This window comes from Microscilla marina ATCC 23134, from assembly GCF_000169175.1.
Lineage (GTDB): Bacteria > Bacteroidota > Bacteroidia > Cytophagales > Microscillaceae > Microscilla > Microscilla marina.
On the sequence record NZ_AAWS01000001.1, the window covers coordinates 130,649 to 149,519 of the forward strand.

Consider the following 18,871-nt stretch of genomic DNA (forward strand, 5'->3'; position numbering starts at 1 on the left):
ACTGAACCTACATTAACCTGCTGTGATGAGCTCAACATAGTTAAACAGGGTCTAGCATTAGTATCTAAGGACTTGCGACTTGTCGCTTAAAGCTTGCCCCTATCAGCACTTCTAACTTCCACCTATACATTATCATATTTAAAATTTTTCCTTTCCTATTTATAAATTAGTGGCATCTGTTTATTTTCGCAGGATGAAGATAGACATGCACACCCACATTATACCGGAAAAGCTCCCCCGTTTTGCCGAAAAATTTGGTTATGGGGGCTTTATATACCTTGATCACCACAAAAAAGGAAAAGCCCGTATGTTAATGGACGGCAAGTTTTTCCGCGAAATAAAATCTAACTGCTGGGATCCGGTACTCCGCATCGAAGAATACAAAGCATATAATACCCAGGTGCAGGTAGTGTGCACCATACCGGTCATGTTTAGCTACTGGGCACAACCTCAAGATGGACTAGATGTTGCCAGGTTTTTGAATGATGACCTTGCCAAACTGGTGCAGGCACACCCTAAAAACTACATTGGCTTGGGTACCTTGCCCATGCAAGACATAGACCTTGCCGTAGAAGAACTACATCGTTGTAAAGAAGAACTGGGTTTTGCCGGGGTGCAAATAGGCTCTAACATTAACCAAAAAAACTTGAGTGAACCTGAGTTTCGGCCTTTCTTTCAAGCGTGTGAAGAGTTGGAAATGGCGGTTTTAATTCACCCCTGGGAGATGATGGGCATGGAAAACATGCGCCGTTACTGGTTGCCCTGGCTGGTGGGTATGCCCGCCGAAACCACCCGCGCCATTACGTCTATGATCTTTAGTGGGGTTTTTGCCAGTTATCCTAAATTACGTGTAGCATTTGCCCATGCTGGAGGTTCCTTCTTAGCCACGCTGGGCAGAATAGAGCACGGGTTTAATTGTCGCCCCGACCTTGTGGCAATTGACAATCCAATAAACCCAAGAGAGTATTTGGGTAAGTTTTGGATTGATTGTATCACCCATGACACTACTATGCTCAAGTATGCTGTAGACATGATGGGGTCAAACCGGGTCACTTTAGGTTCTGACTATCCTTTTCCGTTGGGTGACCTGGAAATAGGGGCTTTCATCGAAGAAACTGACCTGTCGGACAAAGACAAAGAAAACATTTACTGTAATGCTACCCTTGAGTGGCTCAACCTAAAAAAAGAAAAGTTTATGTAACAGAGGGGGGAAGAGTTGATTGATAGACCTGTTGGTTAAGTTATTCAGAAAGTTAAAAACATAGCTCAAAGTTTTATAAAACAAAACCCTCACCAACCAAAAGTTGATGAGGGTTTTTATGAATTTGGCGATGAATCGACCAAATTTATTCAAGGTTACTTATCTCTTGATCCAGCGAGCAGTACCTAGTTCTTCACCGTTTAGCTTAGTTCTGATGTAGTACATACCTTTAGGCAATTTGCTAGTGTTGAACTGCTGCTTGGCACTTTTAAGCTTTTCAGACAATACCACTTTTCCATTTTTGTTTACCACCTCTACCTGATACTTAGCATCAGTAACTTTGATCTTGTTGGCAGACTTAAGCTCTACAGTCAAGTCAGCGTTAGATGGGTTTGGAGAGATACGTAAAGGATCGATAGAACCGTTGCAGTAAGGTGCACGGATAGTTCTGGTAGAAGTAATAGACTGACCATTACAAGTAACCGTTACTCTTACTGTAAAGGAAGCTCTTGAGTTAGCAAACGCAGTGGCAAACGCACTGTTGTTATTGAATATGTTGGCAGCACCACTAATCACTGTCCACTGGTAAGTTACCGGACTAGAACCAGAACCGGTAAGAATGGCTCTCATGTCAATAATGGCTCTTCTTCCAATACACTCAGCCGATTGTTGGCTAATAGCAACTCTTGTAGGGCAACCTGGCACACTTACACTTACAGAACGAGCCGCAGTACAAGGAGCAGCACCACTCTTATAGCGAGCATAATATAAAGTTCCGTTGCTAGTACCTCTTACTGATACGGTACGACCAGTGTTGCTTCCTACGATGCTTAAACCACCAGTAGTAGACCAAAAGTAACGTGCACCAGACTGATTGGTAGCAGTATAAACACGTGTTTCGCCAGCTAACATAGAGCTTGACCCGCTAACGCTGCATTGTGCCGATACATTGTTGGCAAATGCTACCATGAATAACAACATCAGGGTAAACAGAGTAGTAAATTTTTTCATGTAAATAAAAAGTTAATTAAGGTTTAATAAAAGTAGAACCTAAGTACTCATGCGACAAGCAAATTGTGGCTCAATTACAGGCGCATAATATAATCAGGTACCAGAAAATAATGTAAAAATACGAAGTGTGTTTTGACTTATTTCCTGAAATAGTTGTAGGGCAAAAGTATGTGATATGGATGGGTAAGATTGGGTAATTATGGGTAAGATTGGGAATTGATGAAACAAAAAGAGGGTTAATCCTGTAAAAAGGTGCGTATATTATTGTATAACTCAAACAACATCCATTTACAAAAGGCCTGCATGTGGATGTTGTTTATACTATACTGTGGGGTGCCAACCCCACAACGCCTACACTATTAAGGGAGCAACCGTTAAATAAAGTAAGTGTTTTCAGTGAGAGGTTTTGGTTTGAGGCGAGATGGCAACATCCAGTGAATGTTGAGCCAGCCTGTGCGATGGTTGCGAGCGCAGTAGCATCCCACAACCTCGCCCAACATTCCCCAAATGTTGTTGTGGTCAAGACGCATCAGGGCGAAACATCCTTTGTCAAATACGTATACTATTTGTTGGTTACTTCCCTAATTACTAAAGATTCCATTCGTCCAGCAAAAATTCAATCTTAGGACTGTATTGGTCGTTGCGCTGACACTCGTCAATAAAACCGCGCACATCATCTTTGCTAAGGGTACGTTGTCCTTCCTGAATAAACTTTTTGACCCTGGTGACCAGCAAATCGGCACTGGTAGCCTGGGGTTTTTTTAGTAAGTTATCTATCCTTAGGCGGTTCATCAATGTTTTTATATCCGATGAAGTCATTCCTACACTTTCTTCGCCCAAATAATTAAAATATACCTGTTCTACTTCTATAATGCCACGTTGTTTCTGGGCAAGCTCTTTATTGAGTAGTTCGAGGTAGTAGTGAAAAATCTCGGCACGTTCCTGTTCGTTGGGTGGAAAAATAGGAATTTTGAGGTCAAACCTGCCCGAACGCTTAAGTGCCGAATCTAATTGGCTGATTTTGTTAGTAGCCCCTACCACCAGCACATTACTTTCGTCTATGTTATTCATTTCTATCAACAACTGGTTAATTGTCGCTTTCTGGTCGGTATGTGCTTGTTGGTTGCTTCGGCTAAAGCCAATACTTTCGAGCTCATCCATGAACAATAATGAGGGGCTTTTGGATTGCGCCTGCGAAAAAATGTCTTTGATATTCTTTTGGGTTTGTCCTATCCACATGCTTTGAATATCGGCGGGCGAAAAGCTAAAGAAATACCTGCCTAGCTCGCTGGCAAAGGCATTGGACAAGTAGGTTTTACCACAACCCGATAGCCCATAAAAAATAATTCCTCCAAGCCCTAGGCTATGGTGTTCGTCCTGAAGCTGAATCAGGTCTTTAAGCATGGCTTTCTCTTCGTGCAAGCCCTTTACATGGTCAAACGACAAAGCCCTGGTGGTAGGCAGTGCCGTAGTACTGGGTAGTGAGGGGGCTTGCATGACCGCCTGGTGGGTGGGCAATGCGATCTCGTCGAAGTGCACTGGTACCAACTCGTGGTTGGCATAGTCGGGTGCCATCAGCACAATTTTAAATTGGCTGTTAAACGATTTCTTAAGTGTACTTTGTAGTATTTGCTGAATTTTCTTAAGCTGATAATAGTTGCGGGCAATCTCAAAACCTGGTACTACCAGCCAAAACTCTTTCAGGTTTTTTTTCCAACCCCGGCTCTCGCTTTTAATGCTTGATACCAAGTCGATATGAATGTTTTTGTCTCTAATTTTTTGCCCCAGTGTTTTTATCTCTACAATGATCTCATTTTTGACCATTACATCGGGGTTTGCGGCAAACTCGTAATCCTCGGTTACATGGTATCGGCTGCTATTGGCGTTGGTGTTAATATCAGGCAATGCATAACCATAACGTTTGTGCAAGGTATTGAGCGCAAAGTATTGCAAATGTAAAAACTCATCGTTTTCGTAGTTCCATTGCATGAGGTTAAACACTTCGGGCTTCATGTGGAGCAACAACTGTGTCTCTGCCATTTTTTGGGCTTTTTGCAACAACGAAAACCCACTTGCCAATGGCAAAGATTCATCGATAGGGTAGTGGGGTAACTCTAGCAAAAACCTAAAGTGTTGGTATATTTTGTGCAATACCTCGGCTGGTATCTCGCTTTGGCGGGCAAACTTGCAGCGCAATGTAAACACATAAGGAAACTTTTGATTTACCTGAGCAATCAGACTATCCATTACCTCTTGCCGTTGTTTGGCGGCCACCTGTTTTTGCGAGGGGCAGTTAAACACAATAAAAAACTGGTCTGAATAATACTTGTTGGCATACAATGCCAATTGATTAAATTTTTGGGTAAATTTTTCAGATTGTAACAACGATGCTCCGTTTTCGCCCAAAATGACCTGTTCCATATTTTTTTGGTCGAAATTGTAGAGGTCGTAAAAGCTCCAGATATTAGCTACAGGCAGGTCGTTGCCTGATGGGTCGGTAGCCAGTTGGCCAAGCTCCATTTGCCCTATATCGCCTACTTTAAAATCGTTGCGGTATTGCCTTTTGCGTAGCAGTTCAAACGATAGCACTTTTTCTATCACGTCTGAATAAAAGTTTTCTTCTTGTGGAACGATAAATAAGCTTACCGGAGAAAAAGAGTCCAGTGCGGCTTGAAACCGTTCATATTCTTCGGGAGAACCAAAATCAAATAAATATTTAAAAAAATCTTCGACTACGGGCAATGTTTGAGGCACATTTGCCGGAAGGCGATCTTTTTCGTCGCTTATAAGACTAAAATGCAGCCAGGTATCTGCCGGAAGCTCGCCCGTAAGTGCTGGGCTTACCTCCAGGTGATGTTCTTCCAGTTGTTGATAAAACATTTCAAGAAACTCTTGAAAGCTTTCTGCAAGGTTTACCTTCTTAAGCAACGTACTGACTCTGCGTCGGGTGATGTTAAGAGAAGAGCTGTGAATACTTTTGAGAATTGATTGTATAAAAGTTTGTATTTCCATTCTTGTTCCTGTAATTTTCAATCACCTGCGTAATAATTATTGTTAGCGGTTTTATTGAAATAGCCTGCAAAGGTACAACATTTTTTATTGGTTCAGATGATTGAAGTAAAACAACTTACCAAAAAATACGGCGATACCAGAGTAGTACAAGCAGTTTCGTTTTCGGTAGCCCCCCAAGAAACCCTGGTATTGTTGGGTACAAGTGGGTCGGGCAAAACTACTACTCTTAAGATGCTCAATGTTTTGGTAGAACCATCATCAGGAGTGATACGCATCAATGGTGAGGATGTTTTGCAACAAGTTCCCGAACAGCTACGGCGGAGCATAGGCTACGCGATCCAAAATGTAGGGTTGTTTCTGCATTATACGGTGGCTCAAAATGTGGCAGTAGTACCACAGTTGTTGGGGTGGCACAAAGACAAAATAGACCAAAAGGTCAAGAAGTTGCTAGACCGTTTAAAAATACCTGCGGCATCGTTTGCCGAAAGGCTACCCACCGAACTCAGTGGGGGACAAAAGCAAAGGGTAGGCATTGCCCGTGCACTGGCGGCTGACCCTCCTGTATTGTTGCTCGATTGAGTTTGTTCGTCGGTTTTTCGACAGTCAACGCTTTCAATTAGAACTAAAGGCGGTAACTTTGGGCGAAATTTTGGCAAAAGCGCGTTTTGACGAACCACCACCCACCCGCAAAACGGTCAGTTTTTCTCACAATTCACATTTATTAGATGCACTGGAGCAAGCGTCGATTCATAACGAGAAAACCATTACCATAAGGGTGTTAAACAACGAAGGGCAGCAAATGACACAGTTGACCCGCCAGCAGTTGATGCAGGTCTATTACCAATGGAAACAAACGCTTTTTAATTAGCTAAAGCCGCGCTCGCCAAGGCTTGATTACGAATGGGCTTGATGTGAATCGCCTTGAAGAAGCACAAAAGTTTTGGAAAAACTAAAAGCCAAAGCAAGACATAAAAACTAAACAAGAATAACATGTTATACGGACACGGGGACGACGTATATTTGCAGCCTCATACTATAGAGGCAAACTTTAGTACCAATGTATATGAAACACCAGGACTTTTGGGGCTCAAGCAATATGTGTTTGAGCAATGGCATACGGTGGCATCTTACCCCGAAGTGCTTGCCGAAAGCCTACGCCAAAAAATAGCCAACCACCATCAAGTGTCAGAAAAACAGGTGTTAGTGCTCAATGGTGCCGAAGAAGGTATTCACTTGGTAGCCCAGTTATATGCGGGCAAGTCCACTACTATATTTACACCTACCTTTGCCGAGTACGAAGACGCTTGTAAGATACACCACCACCACTCTATTACTTTTGTGCCAGGCAAACACTTGCTTCACTGGAAACCACAAGGGGCTACACTTACTTTTATTTGTAACCCCAACAATCCCACAGGCACTACAGTACCTGTCGAACACATTGCCTACTTGTTGGAACAATACCCTACCACTATTTTTTGTATTGACGAGGCATTTATAGATTTTACCGAAATTATTGACTCTCACGTGCCACTTATCCGCGACTACCCTAACCTTATTGTGTTAAAATCGCTCACCAAAAACTTTGCTATTCCAGGCTTACGTTTGGGGTATTTGTTAGCCGCTGAACCTTTGATAAGGGCAATACAAAGTATCAAGGTAGCCTGGTCGGTCAATGCCTTGGCTATAGCTGCTGGCAAGTATATTTTTGATCATTATGCCGAAATCAGTCCCGCTATACATAGCCTGTTGGCAGAAAAAAAACGTTGGCTTGCTGAGCTTCATCAAATACCTCATTTTGAGTGGATAGAAAGTGATACCCATTTTTGGCTGGGTAAGGTACTCAATGGTACAGCTCAAGAACTCAAAGATTATCTGAGTCACGAGCATCATCTATTGATCCGAAACGCTACCAATTTTAGAGGACTCGACCATCAATACTTTAGGGTGGCCACCCTTACTGCCGAAAAAAACAATTTGCTCACTCAAGCTTTGAAAGCCTGGAACGCTACCCGTTAACGTTTTTCACTATTCCTGAAGTAAATACACGCTAAGTATTGGAGCGGTACCATTGCTTGTCGTTGGTTTATACTCAATCTTGTTATTTTATGCATAGCTATATCGGGGAGTCAATACTCCCTTGCCTGCCCTTATTGTTAGGTTATTTGCTCGATCTTTTATTGGGAGATCCTCGCAGGCTACCTCATCCCATTCGCTGGTTTGGCAACAGTATATCTCTGGGCGAAAAGCTGCTCAATCGTGGGCGAGCCAGGTTTCTCAAAGGGGCATTGCTTACCACTGGGTTGGTTGCGCTGGTATTTATAAGTTTGGCTTTCGCCGAAAAATGGATGAATCAACTACACCCGTTGGCGGGCATTTTATTGGGCACCCTAGGCGTATTTTATGGTTTGGCAAACAAAAGCCTTATTCAAGAAGGCAAAGCCGTATTTGATACCTTAGATCAACAAGGACTAGAGGCAGGTAGAAAGCGGCTTGCGTGGATTGTAGGCAGAGACACGGGGCAACTTAGCCCCCAACAAGTGCGAGTTGCTGTATTCGAAACTATGTCCGAAAATCTGAGCGATGGGGTCGTTGCCCCTTTGTTTTTTTATGCCTTGTTTGGGGTGCCAGGTATCATGGCGTATAAAATGGTCAATACGCTTGACTCGATGATTGGTTACCGCAACGACCGTTACGAGCAGTTTGGTAAATTTGCTGCCCGACTCGACGACTTACTCAACTTTGTACCTGCCCGACTTACTGCTTTGTTAATGGCATTGGTCAGTTTTAACGGGCGTGCCCTGTGTTTTGTGTACAAGTATGGCCGCCAACACAAAAGCCCCAATGCAGGTTATCCTGAAGCTGCGTTGGCAGGCATTCTTAACTGTAGGTTTGGCGGGCCTAACAAGTATCACGGAGTTTGGGTACCCAAACCCTACATAGGGCAGCAAGAGCGCCCCATCAGCCACCACGAATTTGGTAGAGTGGCTGTGATAAATCACCTTACTACGGCGCTCATGGTAGGGTTTATAGTGGGTTTATGTATAATAGGGACTTTGCCGCTGATTTAAAACACCACTTCACAATTGGGCAACCAGCTTTGTACTTCGGCTATTTTAGCCTCAGGTATCGGGTTATTGATAAGGTCGAGCGTTTCCAGGTTTTGCAACTGCCTAATTTCATTGGGTACATCAGTCAGTTCATTGTCTGCCAAATGGAGCCCTTTAAGTGCCGACAGTTGCCCAATGCTGGCAGGTAGTGCCCTTAATCGGTTCACCTCCAGCATCAGCAGTTCCAGGTTTTGTAAGTTGCCTATGCATTCGGGCAATGCCCGCAATTCGTTGGCGTGTGCTACTAGTCTGGTGAGTTGTCGCAGTTGGCAAAGTTCGTCGGGTAAACTTACCAGTTGATTTTCTTCCATACCCAACCACTGTAATTGCTTGAGTTGTCCAATTTCGGCAGGCAAAGCTGTAAGTTGGTTGTATTCTAAATATAGGTTTTGCAATTTTGACAATTGCCCGATTTCTGCAGGCAAGGTGGTAAACCGAGTGTAAGTTATCCCTAAATCTGTAAGTGATTGCATCAAGCCAATCTCGGGAGGTAATTCACTCAGATCATCATCATCGTCTAAATACAACCTTTTTTTTTGCAAAAACTCTTGGTCATGTATACCATAGCGTAGGCACATAAACCAATAGTTTTGCAGAATAGTTATTACCCTTGGGCCATAAGCACCCTTGAGACCAACGCATAACTGGAAAGCCACTGCTACATTCTTAACATCTTCGCTCTCAAGCAACTGTAATATTTTGTCTTCATCACTCATTGTCAAACTGTTATTATACCCAATCAATGTCTTTTTTGAGCAAATTCATCGTTTTTTCTTCCTCGCTCCCCGGTTGTGACTGGTAGTTGTATACCCAAGAGGCATGGGCAGGCAAACTCATCAGAATAGACTCAATACGCCCCGATGTCTCCAGCCCAAACTTGGTACCTTTGTCATACACCAGGTTAAACTCTACGTAGCGACCGCGGCGTACGCGTTGCCATTCTTTGTGTTTTTCATCAAATGATTTATTGCGGTTTTCACCAATAAGGTGCGTATAAATAGGAGCAAATGCATTGCCTACCGACTGAACAAAAGCAAAGCGATCTTCCAGCGAAATGTCGTCAGTAGCCTGGAGGCGGTCAAAGAAAATACCTCCAATACCCCTGGTCTCATTGCGGTGCGGAATATAAAAATAATTGTCTGCCCATTGTTTAAACTCAGTGTAGTAATCGGCGTGGTGTTGGTCGCATACCTGCTTGAGTTGTTCGTGAAAAAACTGTGCCTGTTGGGGTACTATATAAATCGGGGTAAGGTCTATGCCTCCACCAAACCAAGCAGTGCCAGTAGATAGTTCAAAATAGCGAACATTCATGTGTATAATAGGAACCATAGGGTTGGCAGGGTGCAACACTATAGATACCCCCGTAGCGTAGAAATCGGAAGGGGGAAAGCCCATTTTATCTTGCAGTGCCTGAGGAGTGCGACCAAATACCGATGAAAAATTTACCCCGCCTTTCTCTATCACCTGACCGTTGCGCATGATGCGGGTGCGCCCACCACCACCGCCAGGGCGTTCCCACAAATCTTCCTCAAACTTTGCCTTGCCATCTGCTTTTTCAAGGGCTGCACAAATATTATCCTGTAAACCCTTAAACCAATTGGTATATTTTTCTTTTGCCATAATCTGATAGTTATAGTTTCAGTGGTGAGAGGCAAGTCGTAAACCTACCCAATGCCGCCCTTACATACTTTAAATTAAAATTGGGACGAATTTAGTGATTTTTTTAATTATGAATTGGCGCAAAGCTTTTTAATTACGAATGGCTTCACCCAATTCGTAATTAGCTTTGCAGAGCTCCCTTTGGTCGGTTCGTAATTCTCAAACTCGTAATTCCTAACGGCTTCGCCCAATTCGTAATTAGCTTTGCAGAGCTCCCTTTGGTCGGTTCGTAATTCTCAAATTCGTAATTCCTAGCTGTAGTAGTTCCCAACTAAAATACCACCTTCGTACGGCTATCAGCAAACGCCTGCTTGATGGCTTGTTTGTGGCGATGGGGTAAGGCATTGCCTTTAATGCGTAATATATTGAGTTTTTGGAGGCTGGGTAAGTCGAGCGGAATGTGCTTGAGTTGATTAAATGATAAGTCTAGCTCCCAAAGTGAAGGCAAGTACTCAATAAAACCAGGAAAACTTGTCAATTGGTTATTGGATAAATCCAGTACCTTTAATTGGTGCAACTGCTCTAGTTGAGCAGGAGCGTCTTGGAGTTGGTTATGCGCAAAGTATATTTGCTTAAGATTGTCAAGTTGTGACACAAGCACTGGAAAATGCTCAAAGTTGTTGTGGCTCAAGTCAAGATTTTCTATAGCCTCAAGGTGGGCTACCGCTTGAGGCAAATCGCTGAACTTATTCTTGCTAAGGTTGAGCGTATGCAGTTGTTGCAGGTTTTTGATTTGAGTGGGCAAAAATGCAAGTTGATTGTCAGACAAGTCGAGCCGGGTAAGGTTTTGTAGTAAACCTATCACAGGAGGAAGCTGCAACAACTTATAAGAACGAAGGTTGAGTCGGTTCCAGCGGGTCATATACAGCACTTGCTGAGGCGTAATGCCTTGGTCTTGCTCCCAATCTACTGCTTTCCAAATGGTGGCAAGCCCCTGTAGAGTTTGTTGAAAAGAGTCATAGTTTTGCCCTATGGTAAAGGCAAGTGCTACATTACTTAAGTCATTACTTAGCAGTAAAGCTTCTAATTTTTGTAAATCAGCTTCCGAAGGGTTTAACATTTACCAGAAATGGGTTGGTGTAAACAAATAGACAAGTTAGGAGTTATTTTGACAGTAATAAATTATCTCATAGCTAATCGCCGCGTTGAATGCTTTATTTCTCTTTGAATTCGTGGGAATTTAACATTACTCCAGTGATGATTTAATAACGCTTCAAAATTCATTGCAAGTTGCCAGCCTGGGGCTTTGGCATCCTGCTGCTGGCAACGATCGGTGGGAATGGCAAAACGAATTATATCATAACTAGAGGTACCCTAAGCATTTTACCAACCCCAACAGTTACTCTTTGGCCGACCAACAAGCGTTTGACAAGCAAGAAGATTTTGATGTAATATGTAGGGGCGAACCCAAGTATCGGGCAGGGTGATTACTCAAAAAAATGGGCAAATGGGCTTTTTAGGGGCTTTTCAAGACATCATAGACAGCAAACTAAGAACACCTCAAGAAAACCAATGAGAGGTTATCGCTTACTATGTGGCAGGAACGGTAAAAGGAGAAAAAGAAAAGCGCGTGAGGGCTGGAATGGACGATTATGTAAGCAAACCGTTGGTAGAAGAAGACATTCAACAAGTATTTGATAGTTTTACATAAAATGGGGCTAAAGTTTTTAGTAGTAATTAGCAGCAAATAATTAGCTATAAGTCCTTAGATACCGATGTGTATCGATGCTACAAGTAAGAGGAGCACTTGCTTATGGTAGTTACACCTATTCATTGTGTTGAATGCTGCCTTGGTACTTTATAATAGCCTACAAAACATATAGCCCTAGCCCCTGTTGAGTTTTTAAAGTCTGACGCCCACTACGGTGATATCGTCTCGTTGTTCAGTATTTAGTTGATGATCGTTCAGCGCCTGGTGCAAAAAGCGTTTCTGATGTTGCATCGACTTTTCATTGTGGGCAAAAAGAAGTTTTTTGAGTTTTCTTCTACCAAATTTTTTGCGTCTTTCATTGGCAGCATCACTGTATCCGTCAGTAGTAATATAGATAACATCTCCTACCTCAAGGGTAATAGTTTTGTTTGTAAACTCAGGAAGATCTACCCCAAACCATCCACCAATAGAGTAGCGATCGCCTGGCAGTTCTACTAACTCACCCTGATGGACTGTATAAAGAGGGCGCTTGGCACCAGCATAAACTACTGCTATCTTCCCGTTTTCGTCGGGTGATGCAATGCGGCAAATACCCAAGTCCATTCCATCTTTGTTGTTGCTTGTATCTTGTTTAAGTGCCAGCCTTATGTTATGGTTCAAGACATCCAATATTTGCTCAGGTTCTAATATATGCTTTTCGTTGATAATTTGATTGAGCAAAGTGTTGCCAATCATACTCATAAATGCCCCGGCTACACCGTGTCCAGTACAGTCAACTACTGCCAAAAAAGTGTTGTTTTCTACCTGCGACACCCAGTAAAAGTCGCCACTTACAATATCTTTGGGTAAAAATAAAATGAAATGATCCCTAAAAGCTTTTTCAAAATAGCCAACGACCGGCAAAATAGCATCCTGAATGTTTTTGGCATACTTAATACTACTGGTAATTTGTTTATTTTTTTCGTCTAGCTCATTATTACGACTTTTAAGCTTTTCTTCCTGGATATGCAAGTTAAGGTTAGAGCCAATATGAGGGTTGAGTTGTTTTAAAAACTCCAGATATTCAGGTTCAGGATCTTTAAAAAACAGCACCTCCATCACCCCGCTCAATTGGTTGTTAGAAACAATGGGTTGAACCAATATTTGCCGGATGGGTATTTGTGAGGTAGTAGTATCTAGTATTACTCCTTCGTCTACTTGGGGAGCTACAGTAATGGATTCTCGTTTTTTGGCTGCCTGCCCTATCAGGTCTTCGCCATAGCACAAGGTTTCTTTTACCTCGTCGGAACTATCTAATGCAAAGCCAGTTAAAAAGGTGAGCTCTTTCTCTTCAGGACTGGCAACATACAAACTAGCTCTTACGCCCTCAACGAGTGGAATGAGGTTTTCGAGTAGGTTTTCTGCCCATGAATCCAACGCGATGTCTTGGTGCCATTGCATTACATCTACAAATTTGGCAACGGCTAAATCATAAAATTCTTTATTTTCAAGCAAGGTAGGTAATAGTTTTGGGTGATCAACTAATGGGTTAGTATATAAATTAAGTATAGAAATGGTGAAAAAGACCTCCATTTCTTTAAGGCAGGTCTTTTTATTTTTTTCCGTTATGCCCACCATTGAAAGGTCCCTGTTGTACCAGCTCTGCATTGACTGTTTCCAGAGTCTTTACTGTTTTATTGCGTCCTTCTTGTTCGCCTATTTTGGCAAGCATTTTCTTTTCTCTTATTTTATACTTGTCTAGTTTTTTCTCCAGAGTTTTATAACGTGTAATATCTACCAAAGCACCCGCCATGCGTAGTGGCTTGCCGGTGGAATTGCGTTGAATAGTTCCTCTTAACAAAAACCAACGATAACGATTGTTATTGGTACGAAAACGAAATGCTTTCTCAAAGGGTTTGACCGACTTGTAATTACGCAAATGGTGGTGAAAATGCTCAAAGAATAATCCTCTCGAAGTAGGGTGTACCCGATCATACAAACTACCCAGTCTTTCGGCAAGGGCTGATTCCTGGTAGCCTAACAAGGTAGAGCATTGACCTGACCACCACACAGGTGTTTCTTGATTCAATATTTCGTTTTCAGGAATGTCCATATCCCATATTCCTTGAGCAGACCCTTTATTGATTAGTTCGAAGCGTTCATTAATTGTTTGTATAAACGTTTCCTTCTCTTTCATAGTAGTAATGTCGGTAAAAATACCACTGAACAAAACCGATTTGTCATCTAACATTTCGGGACGTGCTGACCCTGCTACCCATTTTACTGCCCCACCTTGCAGGTTAATCCTGCCTTCCCATTGCCATAAGCTGAATGTTTCTACTGCTTCAGCCATACTTTCTTCAAAAGACGGCAAATCATCAGGGTGGATAAGGTTTTTGAATACCTCAATATCTTCAAAATCATGGAGGTTTTCGCCAAAAATATCGGCAATACCACTACTGGTATAAGGAAGTTGGTGGGTGCCGTTAGGAAAAACTTGATACTGAAATATCATACCAGGCACAGCAGAAGTCATTCGGTTGAAATTTGCCTGTTCCTGTCTCAGTTTTTTCTGTTCTTTTTCTAACTTCTCTTTTACTTCACGCATCTCTTGCCCTTTTGCCTTTGATTCCTGAAGCAAGTATTCGAGTTCTTTGCTTTTACGCTGCATTTCTTCTTGAGTAGCCACCAACTCTTCGTTATTTTGGCGCATTTCTTCTTCGGCAGCCCTCAAGCGCTCTGCCTGAAGAAGGGACTCGTGAAGTAGTTTTTTTGTTTTGATATTGTTTTGAATGCTTTGGAGCATTGCTGCTGCGCTTCTGCCAAGTCGGTTGAGCAGATCTAAGTATTTTTCGTCGAGATTATGCAAATATACGAACTCTAATACTCCGTACACCTCTTCATTAAAAATCAGGGGTATCACAGCCATACTACGTGCACTTAACTGACCCGACGAAGAGTTTACGTACACATTTTGAAGTGGAATATCTTTTAAAAAGGAGCTACGGTATGACTTTGCTACTTGTCCGACTACACTTTCACCTATATCAAACGAAGTTTTACCCATTGATTTTTCGGTACAGGCATACCCACCTCTAAACTCTAAGCAGTTTTTTTTGGTGTTTCTGACGAAAAATGCGCCTCTCATGGCTTCTGTCAGGGTACACAAGTAACCAATGATGGCTTCAGAGAAGTCTTCTATCGACTTGTCGTAGTTTTCTCTCAAAACATCATCAAATTTAGTTAAATTTGAGTCTAGCCAAAGGCGTTCCTGAATGTCTTTAGTGACAGTCACTTTACTGTTTGTGTTATTGTCAGGGGTTTCATTATTTGCCTGCATTATGCTTGTGGATTAGTAAATTGTTGTGAATAACTAACAGGTACATAAAAATGGGGTGAAAAATATGTTGATAAATGGTCAAATTTTGTTCCAAAAACTTCAATGACTTGTTGTTAATTGCCATGTACAACTTACAAGCTTATTGAATTGTTTTAAAACCTATTGAACATTTTGTGTTAAACAATGGCTTTTGCAACTATTGATCTGGTTTACAGCATTATAGTTTTTGTTTTGTTTTTCTGTTGAGATGAACAATTGTTGGGAAAATAACTATTTGGTATGGTATATACTAGCTTTATAGATGTATGTTTTATCGTGTTTTGCTATAAAAATAAGACTTATATTGTTTTTAACCAAAAAATTACACAATGAATTGAATTTAAGCAAATTGTTTTAAAAATAGTGTTAAACTAAATTGAGCTAAGTACCGAGGCAGAATTAAATATATCTAATGAGTAGGTGCAACAGCTATACTATGAGCGAGTTACCCTTACTTGTAGCACCGATATACATGGGTATCTAAGGATTTATAGCTAATTACTTGCTGCTACTTATAACCAACGCACCAATTCTTTTTTGCGGGTAGTAACTAATATGGCGCAAGCCTGGGCGATGTGACTGACCAAGTCGCGGTTTACCAACCTCAGAAAGGTTTCGGGGGCAATGCTACCCAAGAACATTTGCCGGGCAATGTCCATTGACTTTTTAGTTTCTTTATCACCCAGTAGTTTATAAGTAAAAGCCCCAATGGGAGAGTTTTTGATGTCGAAGCTGGTATCGCTGGTTCTGCCATACTCTAACAAGCGATAGATGGTATCGTTGTACGCTAGGTGGTCAGATAACTCAATAGGGGGGAGGTAATCTTCGGCTTTTTCTACCCCATCGATGATCCCATCGCCCAAAAATAATGAAACAGGAGCATCGCCTCCAGTTACTTTTGCCAAGGCTTCTACAATGGTAATAGCCAAAATTTTTACCTGAAGGTACTCTTCCGAAGTTTGTAAGTTATGGTGTGCCTGTTGTTTTAAAAGTACTAAATATTGCTCATCAGGAGCCCCTTTGTAATGATGAAATATGTTTTGAGGGTCAAGACAAGACAAAAAACCCTCCATTTTACTTAAGGCCACTCTATAGTCTTGGTTGTAGTACACTCCTGGTCTCCATAGCATGTCGTTGGTTTCGGGCAGCAAAGCCCAGGTGTTGTCTAAAAACCTGCCTATATCTTTATCGGCAAAGTTTTCTACATCACGATTGGCAAGCCCGGCTGCCAGGCGAACCATTTGTTCTATATCAGACAAGGCCAGTGAAAGTTGATACTTGGGGAAACAGTGCTGAATGCGTAATTCCAGGTGGTCAAAACAATTCATTCCCTGGTCATCTTTAGGCCTGAAGGGAATGGTGGCTTCTATACAAGCCACTATAGTCATGAGGTCTTTAGCTTTTAGGAAATCTTTTAGGTAACTAACCGCTACCCAAGCGCTCAAAAATTCATTCAACCCTGCATCTGGCTTTAACAACTGTCCTGGAGCAAAATTGAACAAATCCAGGCATAAATCGATTAAGTAATCTTCGGATAAGTCATTCTTAAGGTGCACTCCTTGCTCGTTTACGGTAACTACCTGTAGCACCAAATCCTCGAACTGGGGTAAAAAACACTTATCTACCTGATAATACACCACATCGTGAAACAATCCCGCCAGTATTTGTAAGGGTGCCATATCGTGGCATACATTCAGTACATGTTCAGTGGTATGAAATTTACGTTTGCCATTGTCCATACAGCTATAGATAAATACGGCATACTTTTCACAAATTTTAGGAGGAATGTCTAGGTGCAGGCGCACGAAAGCTTCCTGAAAAAGGTCAATTAATTGATGGATAGGAGATTGTTTTTGCATATTGCCTTGTCCTTATGAGTTGTTATTTTACCATCGTTTATTTACTTGTTATCCTTTTGCTCAAACTGATGTTTGATTCGCTCACTTTTGCGCTCTAGTTTTAACTGGTACCCAGCTGCATCTGCCTTGAAAATATAGTATTGGGTGTACCCCAACCTTAACTCAATAAACGATACCCGAAGAATGGTATATACTGGAATAGCAGCGATCATGCCTAAACCGCCTGACAATGCTGCTCCAGCAAAAATAGCAATGAATATTTCCAACGGGTGTGCTTTTACACTCTTAGAAAATATAAAAGGCTGCAGAAAAATGTTGTCAGTGAGTTGAGCACTGGCAAACACCGTAAATGTTTTTAAGGTAATCCAGGCGTATTCATTAGAAGTTACCTCGAATACTGAGTTAAGCGTGGTGGTAGAAATAATGACAAACAAGGCAAAAATAAAGCCTAGGGTAGGACCAAAGTAAGGAATGAGGTTAAACAAAGCTGCTGCTGCCGCAATTAATAAAGCATAGCGTCCTGCTACCCCTGCAATAGTAAGACCTACCGATATAATGGTAAAAATGACAATAATTTGGATAAGCAACCCCACCAAATAGCTGGTAAGTCGTCGCTCTATTTTATATATAGTAGTCACTACCACCTCGAAATAATGGTTAGGAATGGCCGCCAATAAGGTGTGGCGGATCAAACCTTTTTCATAAAGAAAAAAGAAAGTAATAAAACTTACTGCTAATATATAAAGAAACAAAGTGCCAGCAAACCCCAATATATAGTTTAGAATGGCTCCTACATTGATGCCCTCAACAAAATTGAGCAGGTTTTGGGTAATGTCTTGCAGCAAAAAGCCTGGTTTTTTATTTACCTGAAAGTTCTTGATTAAAAACGACTCAACCGACGCAATGGGTTTTTGTATCTGGTCGAGCAAACTCTGGTAATCAAGGTTGCTCAGCAGGTTAATCTGATCAGAAATGATAGGCGCAAAAAGTAGTAAGAACAAACTGGATAGTGTAATAAGTAGAGCAAAAGAAAACACAATGGCAATGCTTCGGGGTATTTTCAGACGAAAAACCTCTACACTTGTTACATAGTCGGTAATGGGGCGCAGAATAGAAGATATAATCAGTGATATGAGCAGGTAAATAACAATGTCAGAAAACACCCACCCTATTACGATTGCGACAAGCACTATAAACAATAAATTAAGAGTGGCTCTGTGTAGTAAAAACATGTATAAAGTGAGTTACAAATTAAATTTTTAATTACATGGTACAATCAAACTATTCTTACCTATACTATTTTTTGCCCTGATTCGCGTCCCCACCACCAATTTTATGAGGTTCTGGTCTGTTGTATAAGGACATAACCTTTAAGTAGATGCGGGTGTTTTTAAAAAAATAGTCAGAGTATGCGTCATAAAACCTGGAGCTCGTCTCTATTTTTTGAATGATTTGCAGCTCATTATTAAAAGCCGAGATGAGTTTTTATTGTTAAATCAATAATTTTTAATAAAGTTATAAATAAATATCAGGCACCAAAAACTGTAGCTTAGAAAAATAGCAAGTTATGCTAACATTAACATAACTTATTGATTTTATGTCTCTTAATTGATATAACTTTGATTGGTAACCCAGGTTTTGATAAGTTTATTTACCTCTGTGAGAAATAATTTTATTTTTTTTTGAAAAAAAATATAGGCGCTTGTCATTTTTTACTGCTATCGGCATTGTTACAAGTGAATCCTGATAACTCAGTTATCGCCCAAACCCTTAACCAGTACATCCTTTTAAGTTTTAATATGCACTATCCTTTACAACCACATCCTTTAATCGGTTGTATCTCTGATACCAGACAATGCAATAAAATTATTGAACCTTCGAAAAAACAAAAAGCGTAGAGATTTAATCATCTTTACGCTTTTTTTTGCTTGAGCCAACGCAAAAATGCACTCATCAAATAAAAAAATCAACGAGTTGATCGTGAGTACCGACGCTGTTCTGTCATTTACT

General features: G+C 41.3%; 14 protein-coding genes. 5 read left to right on the forward strand and 9 right to left on the reverse strand.

The genetic code is table 11. From position 1 onward, the window contains the following. Nucleotides 1–169 precede the first annotated feature (169 nt). Nucleotides 170–1,201: an amidohydrolase family protein gene (locus M23134_RS00470; protein WP_232296757.1), complete on the forward strand. Its 1,032-nt coding sequence runs from the start codon at nt 170–172 to the stop codon at nt 1,199–1,201. Between the two features lie 159 nt (nt 1,202–1,360). On the opposite strand, the gene M23134_RS00475 is transcribed toward M23134_RS00470, so the two are convergent. After that, on the reverse strand, nt 1,361–2,212 hold the full coding sequence (locus M23134_RS00475; protein WP_002692710.1) for a T9SS type A sorting domain-containing protein: 852 nt from the start codon (nt 2,210–2,212) through the stop codon (nt 1,361–1,363). 588 nt (nt 2,213–2,800) lie between these two features. Beyond that, a complete protein-coding gene (locus M23134_RS00485; protein ID WP_045112736.1) occupies nt 2,801–5,224 on the reverse strand; it encodes an ATP-binding protein in 2,424 nt (807 codons plus the stop codon). A 96-nt stretch (nt 5,225–5,320) separates the two neighbouring features. Between M23134_RS00485 and M23134_RS00490 the strand changes: the two genes are divergently transcribed. The 4 genes from M23134_RS00490 to cbiB all read left to right on the forward strand — a co-directional run bounded on the left by M23134_RS00490 (nt 5,321) and on the right by cbiB (nt 8,295). Then, nucleotides 5,321–5,803: an ATP-binding cassette domain-containing protein gene (locus tag M23134_RS00490; RefSeq protein ID WP_002692718.1), complete on the forward strand. Its 483-nt coding sequence runs from the start codon at nt 5,321–5,323 to the stop codon at nt 5,801–5,803. A gap of 58 nt (nt 5,804–5,861) precedes the next feature. Next, nucleotides 5,862–6,092, forward strand: a complete 231-nt coding sequence (locus tag M23134_RS00495) for a hypothetical protein (RefSeq protein ID WP_002692720.1) — start codon at nt 5,862–5,864, stop codon at nt 6,090–6,092. Between the two features lie 122 nt (nt 6,093–6,214). Further along, nucleotides 6,215–7,243: a pyridoxal phosphate-dependent aminotransferase gene (locus M23134_RS00500; protein ID WP_002692722.1), complete on the forward strand. Its 1,029-nt coding sequence runs from the start codon at nt 6,215–6,217 to the stop codon at nt 7,241–7,243. Between the two features lie 89 nt (nt 7,244–7,332). Next, nucleotides 7,333–8,295, forward strand: a complete 963-nt coding sequence (gene cbiB, locus M23134_RS00505; RefSeq protein ID WP_002692724.1) for an adenosylcobinamide-phosphate synthase CbiB — start codon at nt 7,333–7,335, stop codon at nt 8,293–8,295. On the opposite strand, the gene M23134_RS00510 is transcribed toward cbiB, so the two are convergent. The 7 genes from M23134_RS00510 to M23134_RS00540 form a co-directional block, all read right to left on the reverse strand. Beyond that, the gene (locus M23134_RS00510; protein WP_002692726.1) at nt 8,292–9,050 is read right to left on the reverse strand and encodes a leucine-rich repeat domain-containing protein; all 759 of its coding nucleotides are present in this window, start codon (nt 9,048–9,050) and stop codon (nt 8,292–8,294) included. The genes cbiB and M23134_RS00510 overlap by 4 nt on opposite strands. Before the next feature lie 13 nt (nt 9,051–9,063). Beyond that, nucleotides 9,064–9,954: an oxygen-dependent coproporphyrinogen oxidase gene (gene hemF / locus M23134_RS00515; protein ID WP_002692728.1), complete on the reverse strand. Its 891-nt coding sequence runs from the start codon at nt 9,952–9,954 to the stop codon at nt 9,064–9,066. A 310-nt stretch (nt 9,955–10,264) separates the two neighbouring features. Beyond that, entirely contained in the window at nt 10,265–11,053 is a 789-nt protein-coding gene (locus tag M23134_RS00520; protein WP_002692730.1) for a leucine-rich repeat domain-containing protein, read from the reverse strand. A gap of 783 nt (nt 11,054–11,836) precedes the next feature. Next, nucleotides 11,837–13,216: a GAF domain-containing SpoIIE family protein phosphatase gene (locus tag M23134_RS00525; protein WP_002692736.1), complete on the reverse strand. Its 1,380-nt coding sequence runs from the start codon at nt 13,214–13,216 to the stop codon at nt 11,837–11,839. 19 nt (nt 13,217–13,235) lie between these two features. Beyond that, nucleotides 13,236–14,963 (reverse strand): PAS domain-containing protein, encoded by a 1,728-nt coding sequence (locus M23134_RS00530; RefSeq protein WP_002692738.1) that lies wholly within the window; start codon nt 14,961–14,963, stop codon nt 13,236–13,238. A gap of 551 nt (nt 14,964–15,514) precedes the next feature. Further along, complete coding sequence (locus tag M23134_RS00535; protein ID WP_002692743.1) at nt 15,515–16,861, reverse strand: hypothetical protein; 1,347 nt, start codon at nt 16,859–16,861, stop codon at nt 15,515–15,517. Between the two features lie 41 nt (nt 16,862–16,902). After that, nucleotides 16,903–18,093, reverse strand: coding sequence for an AI-2E family transporter (locus M23134_RS00540; protein WP_002692745.1), 1,191 nt, complete (start codon nt 18,091–18,093; stop codon nt 16,903–16,905). Nucleotides 18,094–18,871 lie beyond the last annotated feature (778 nt).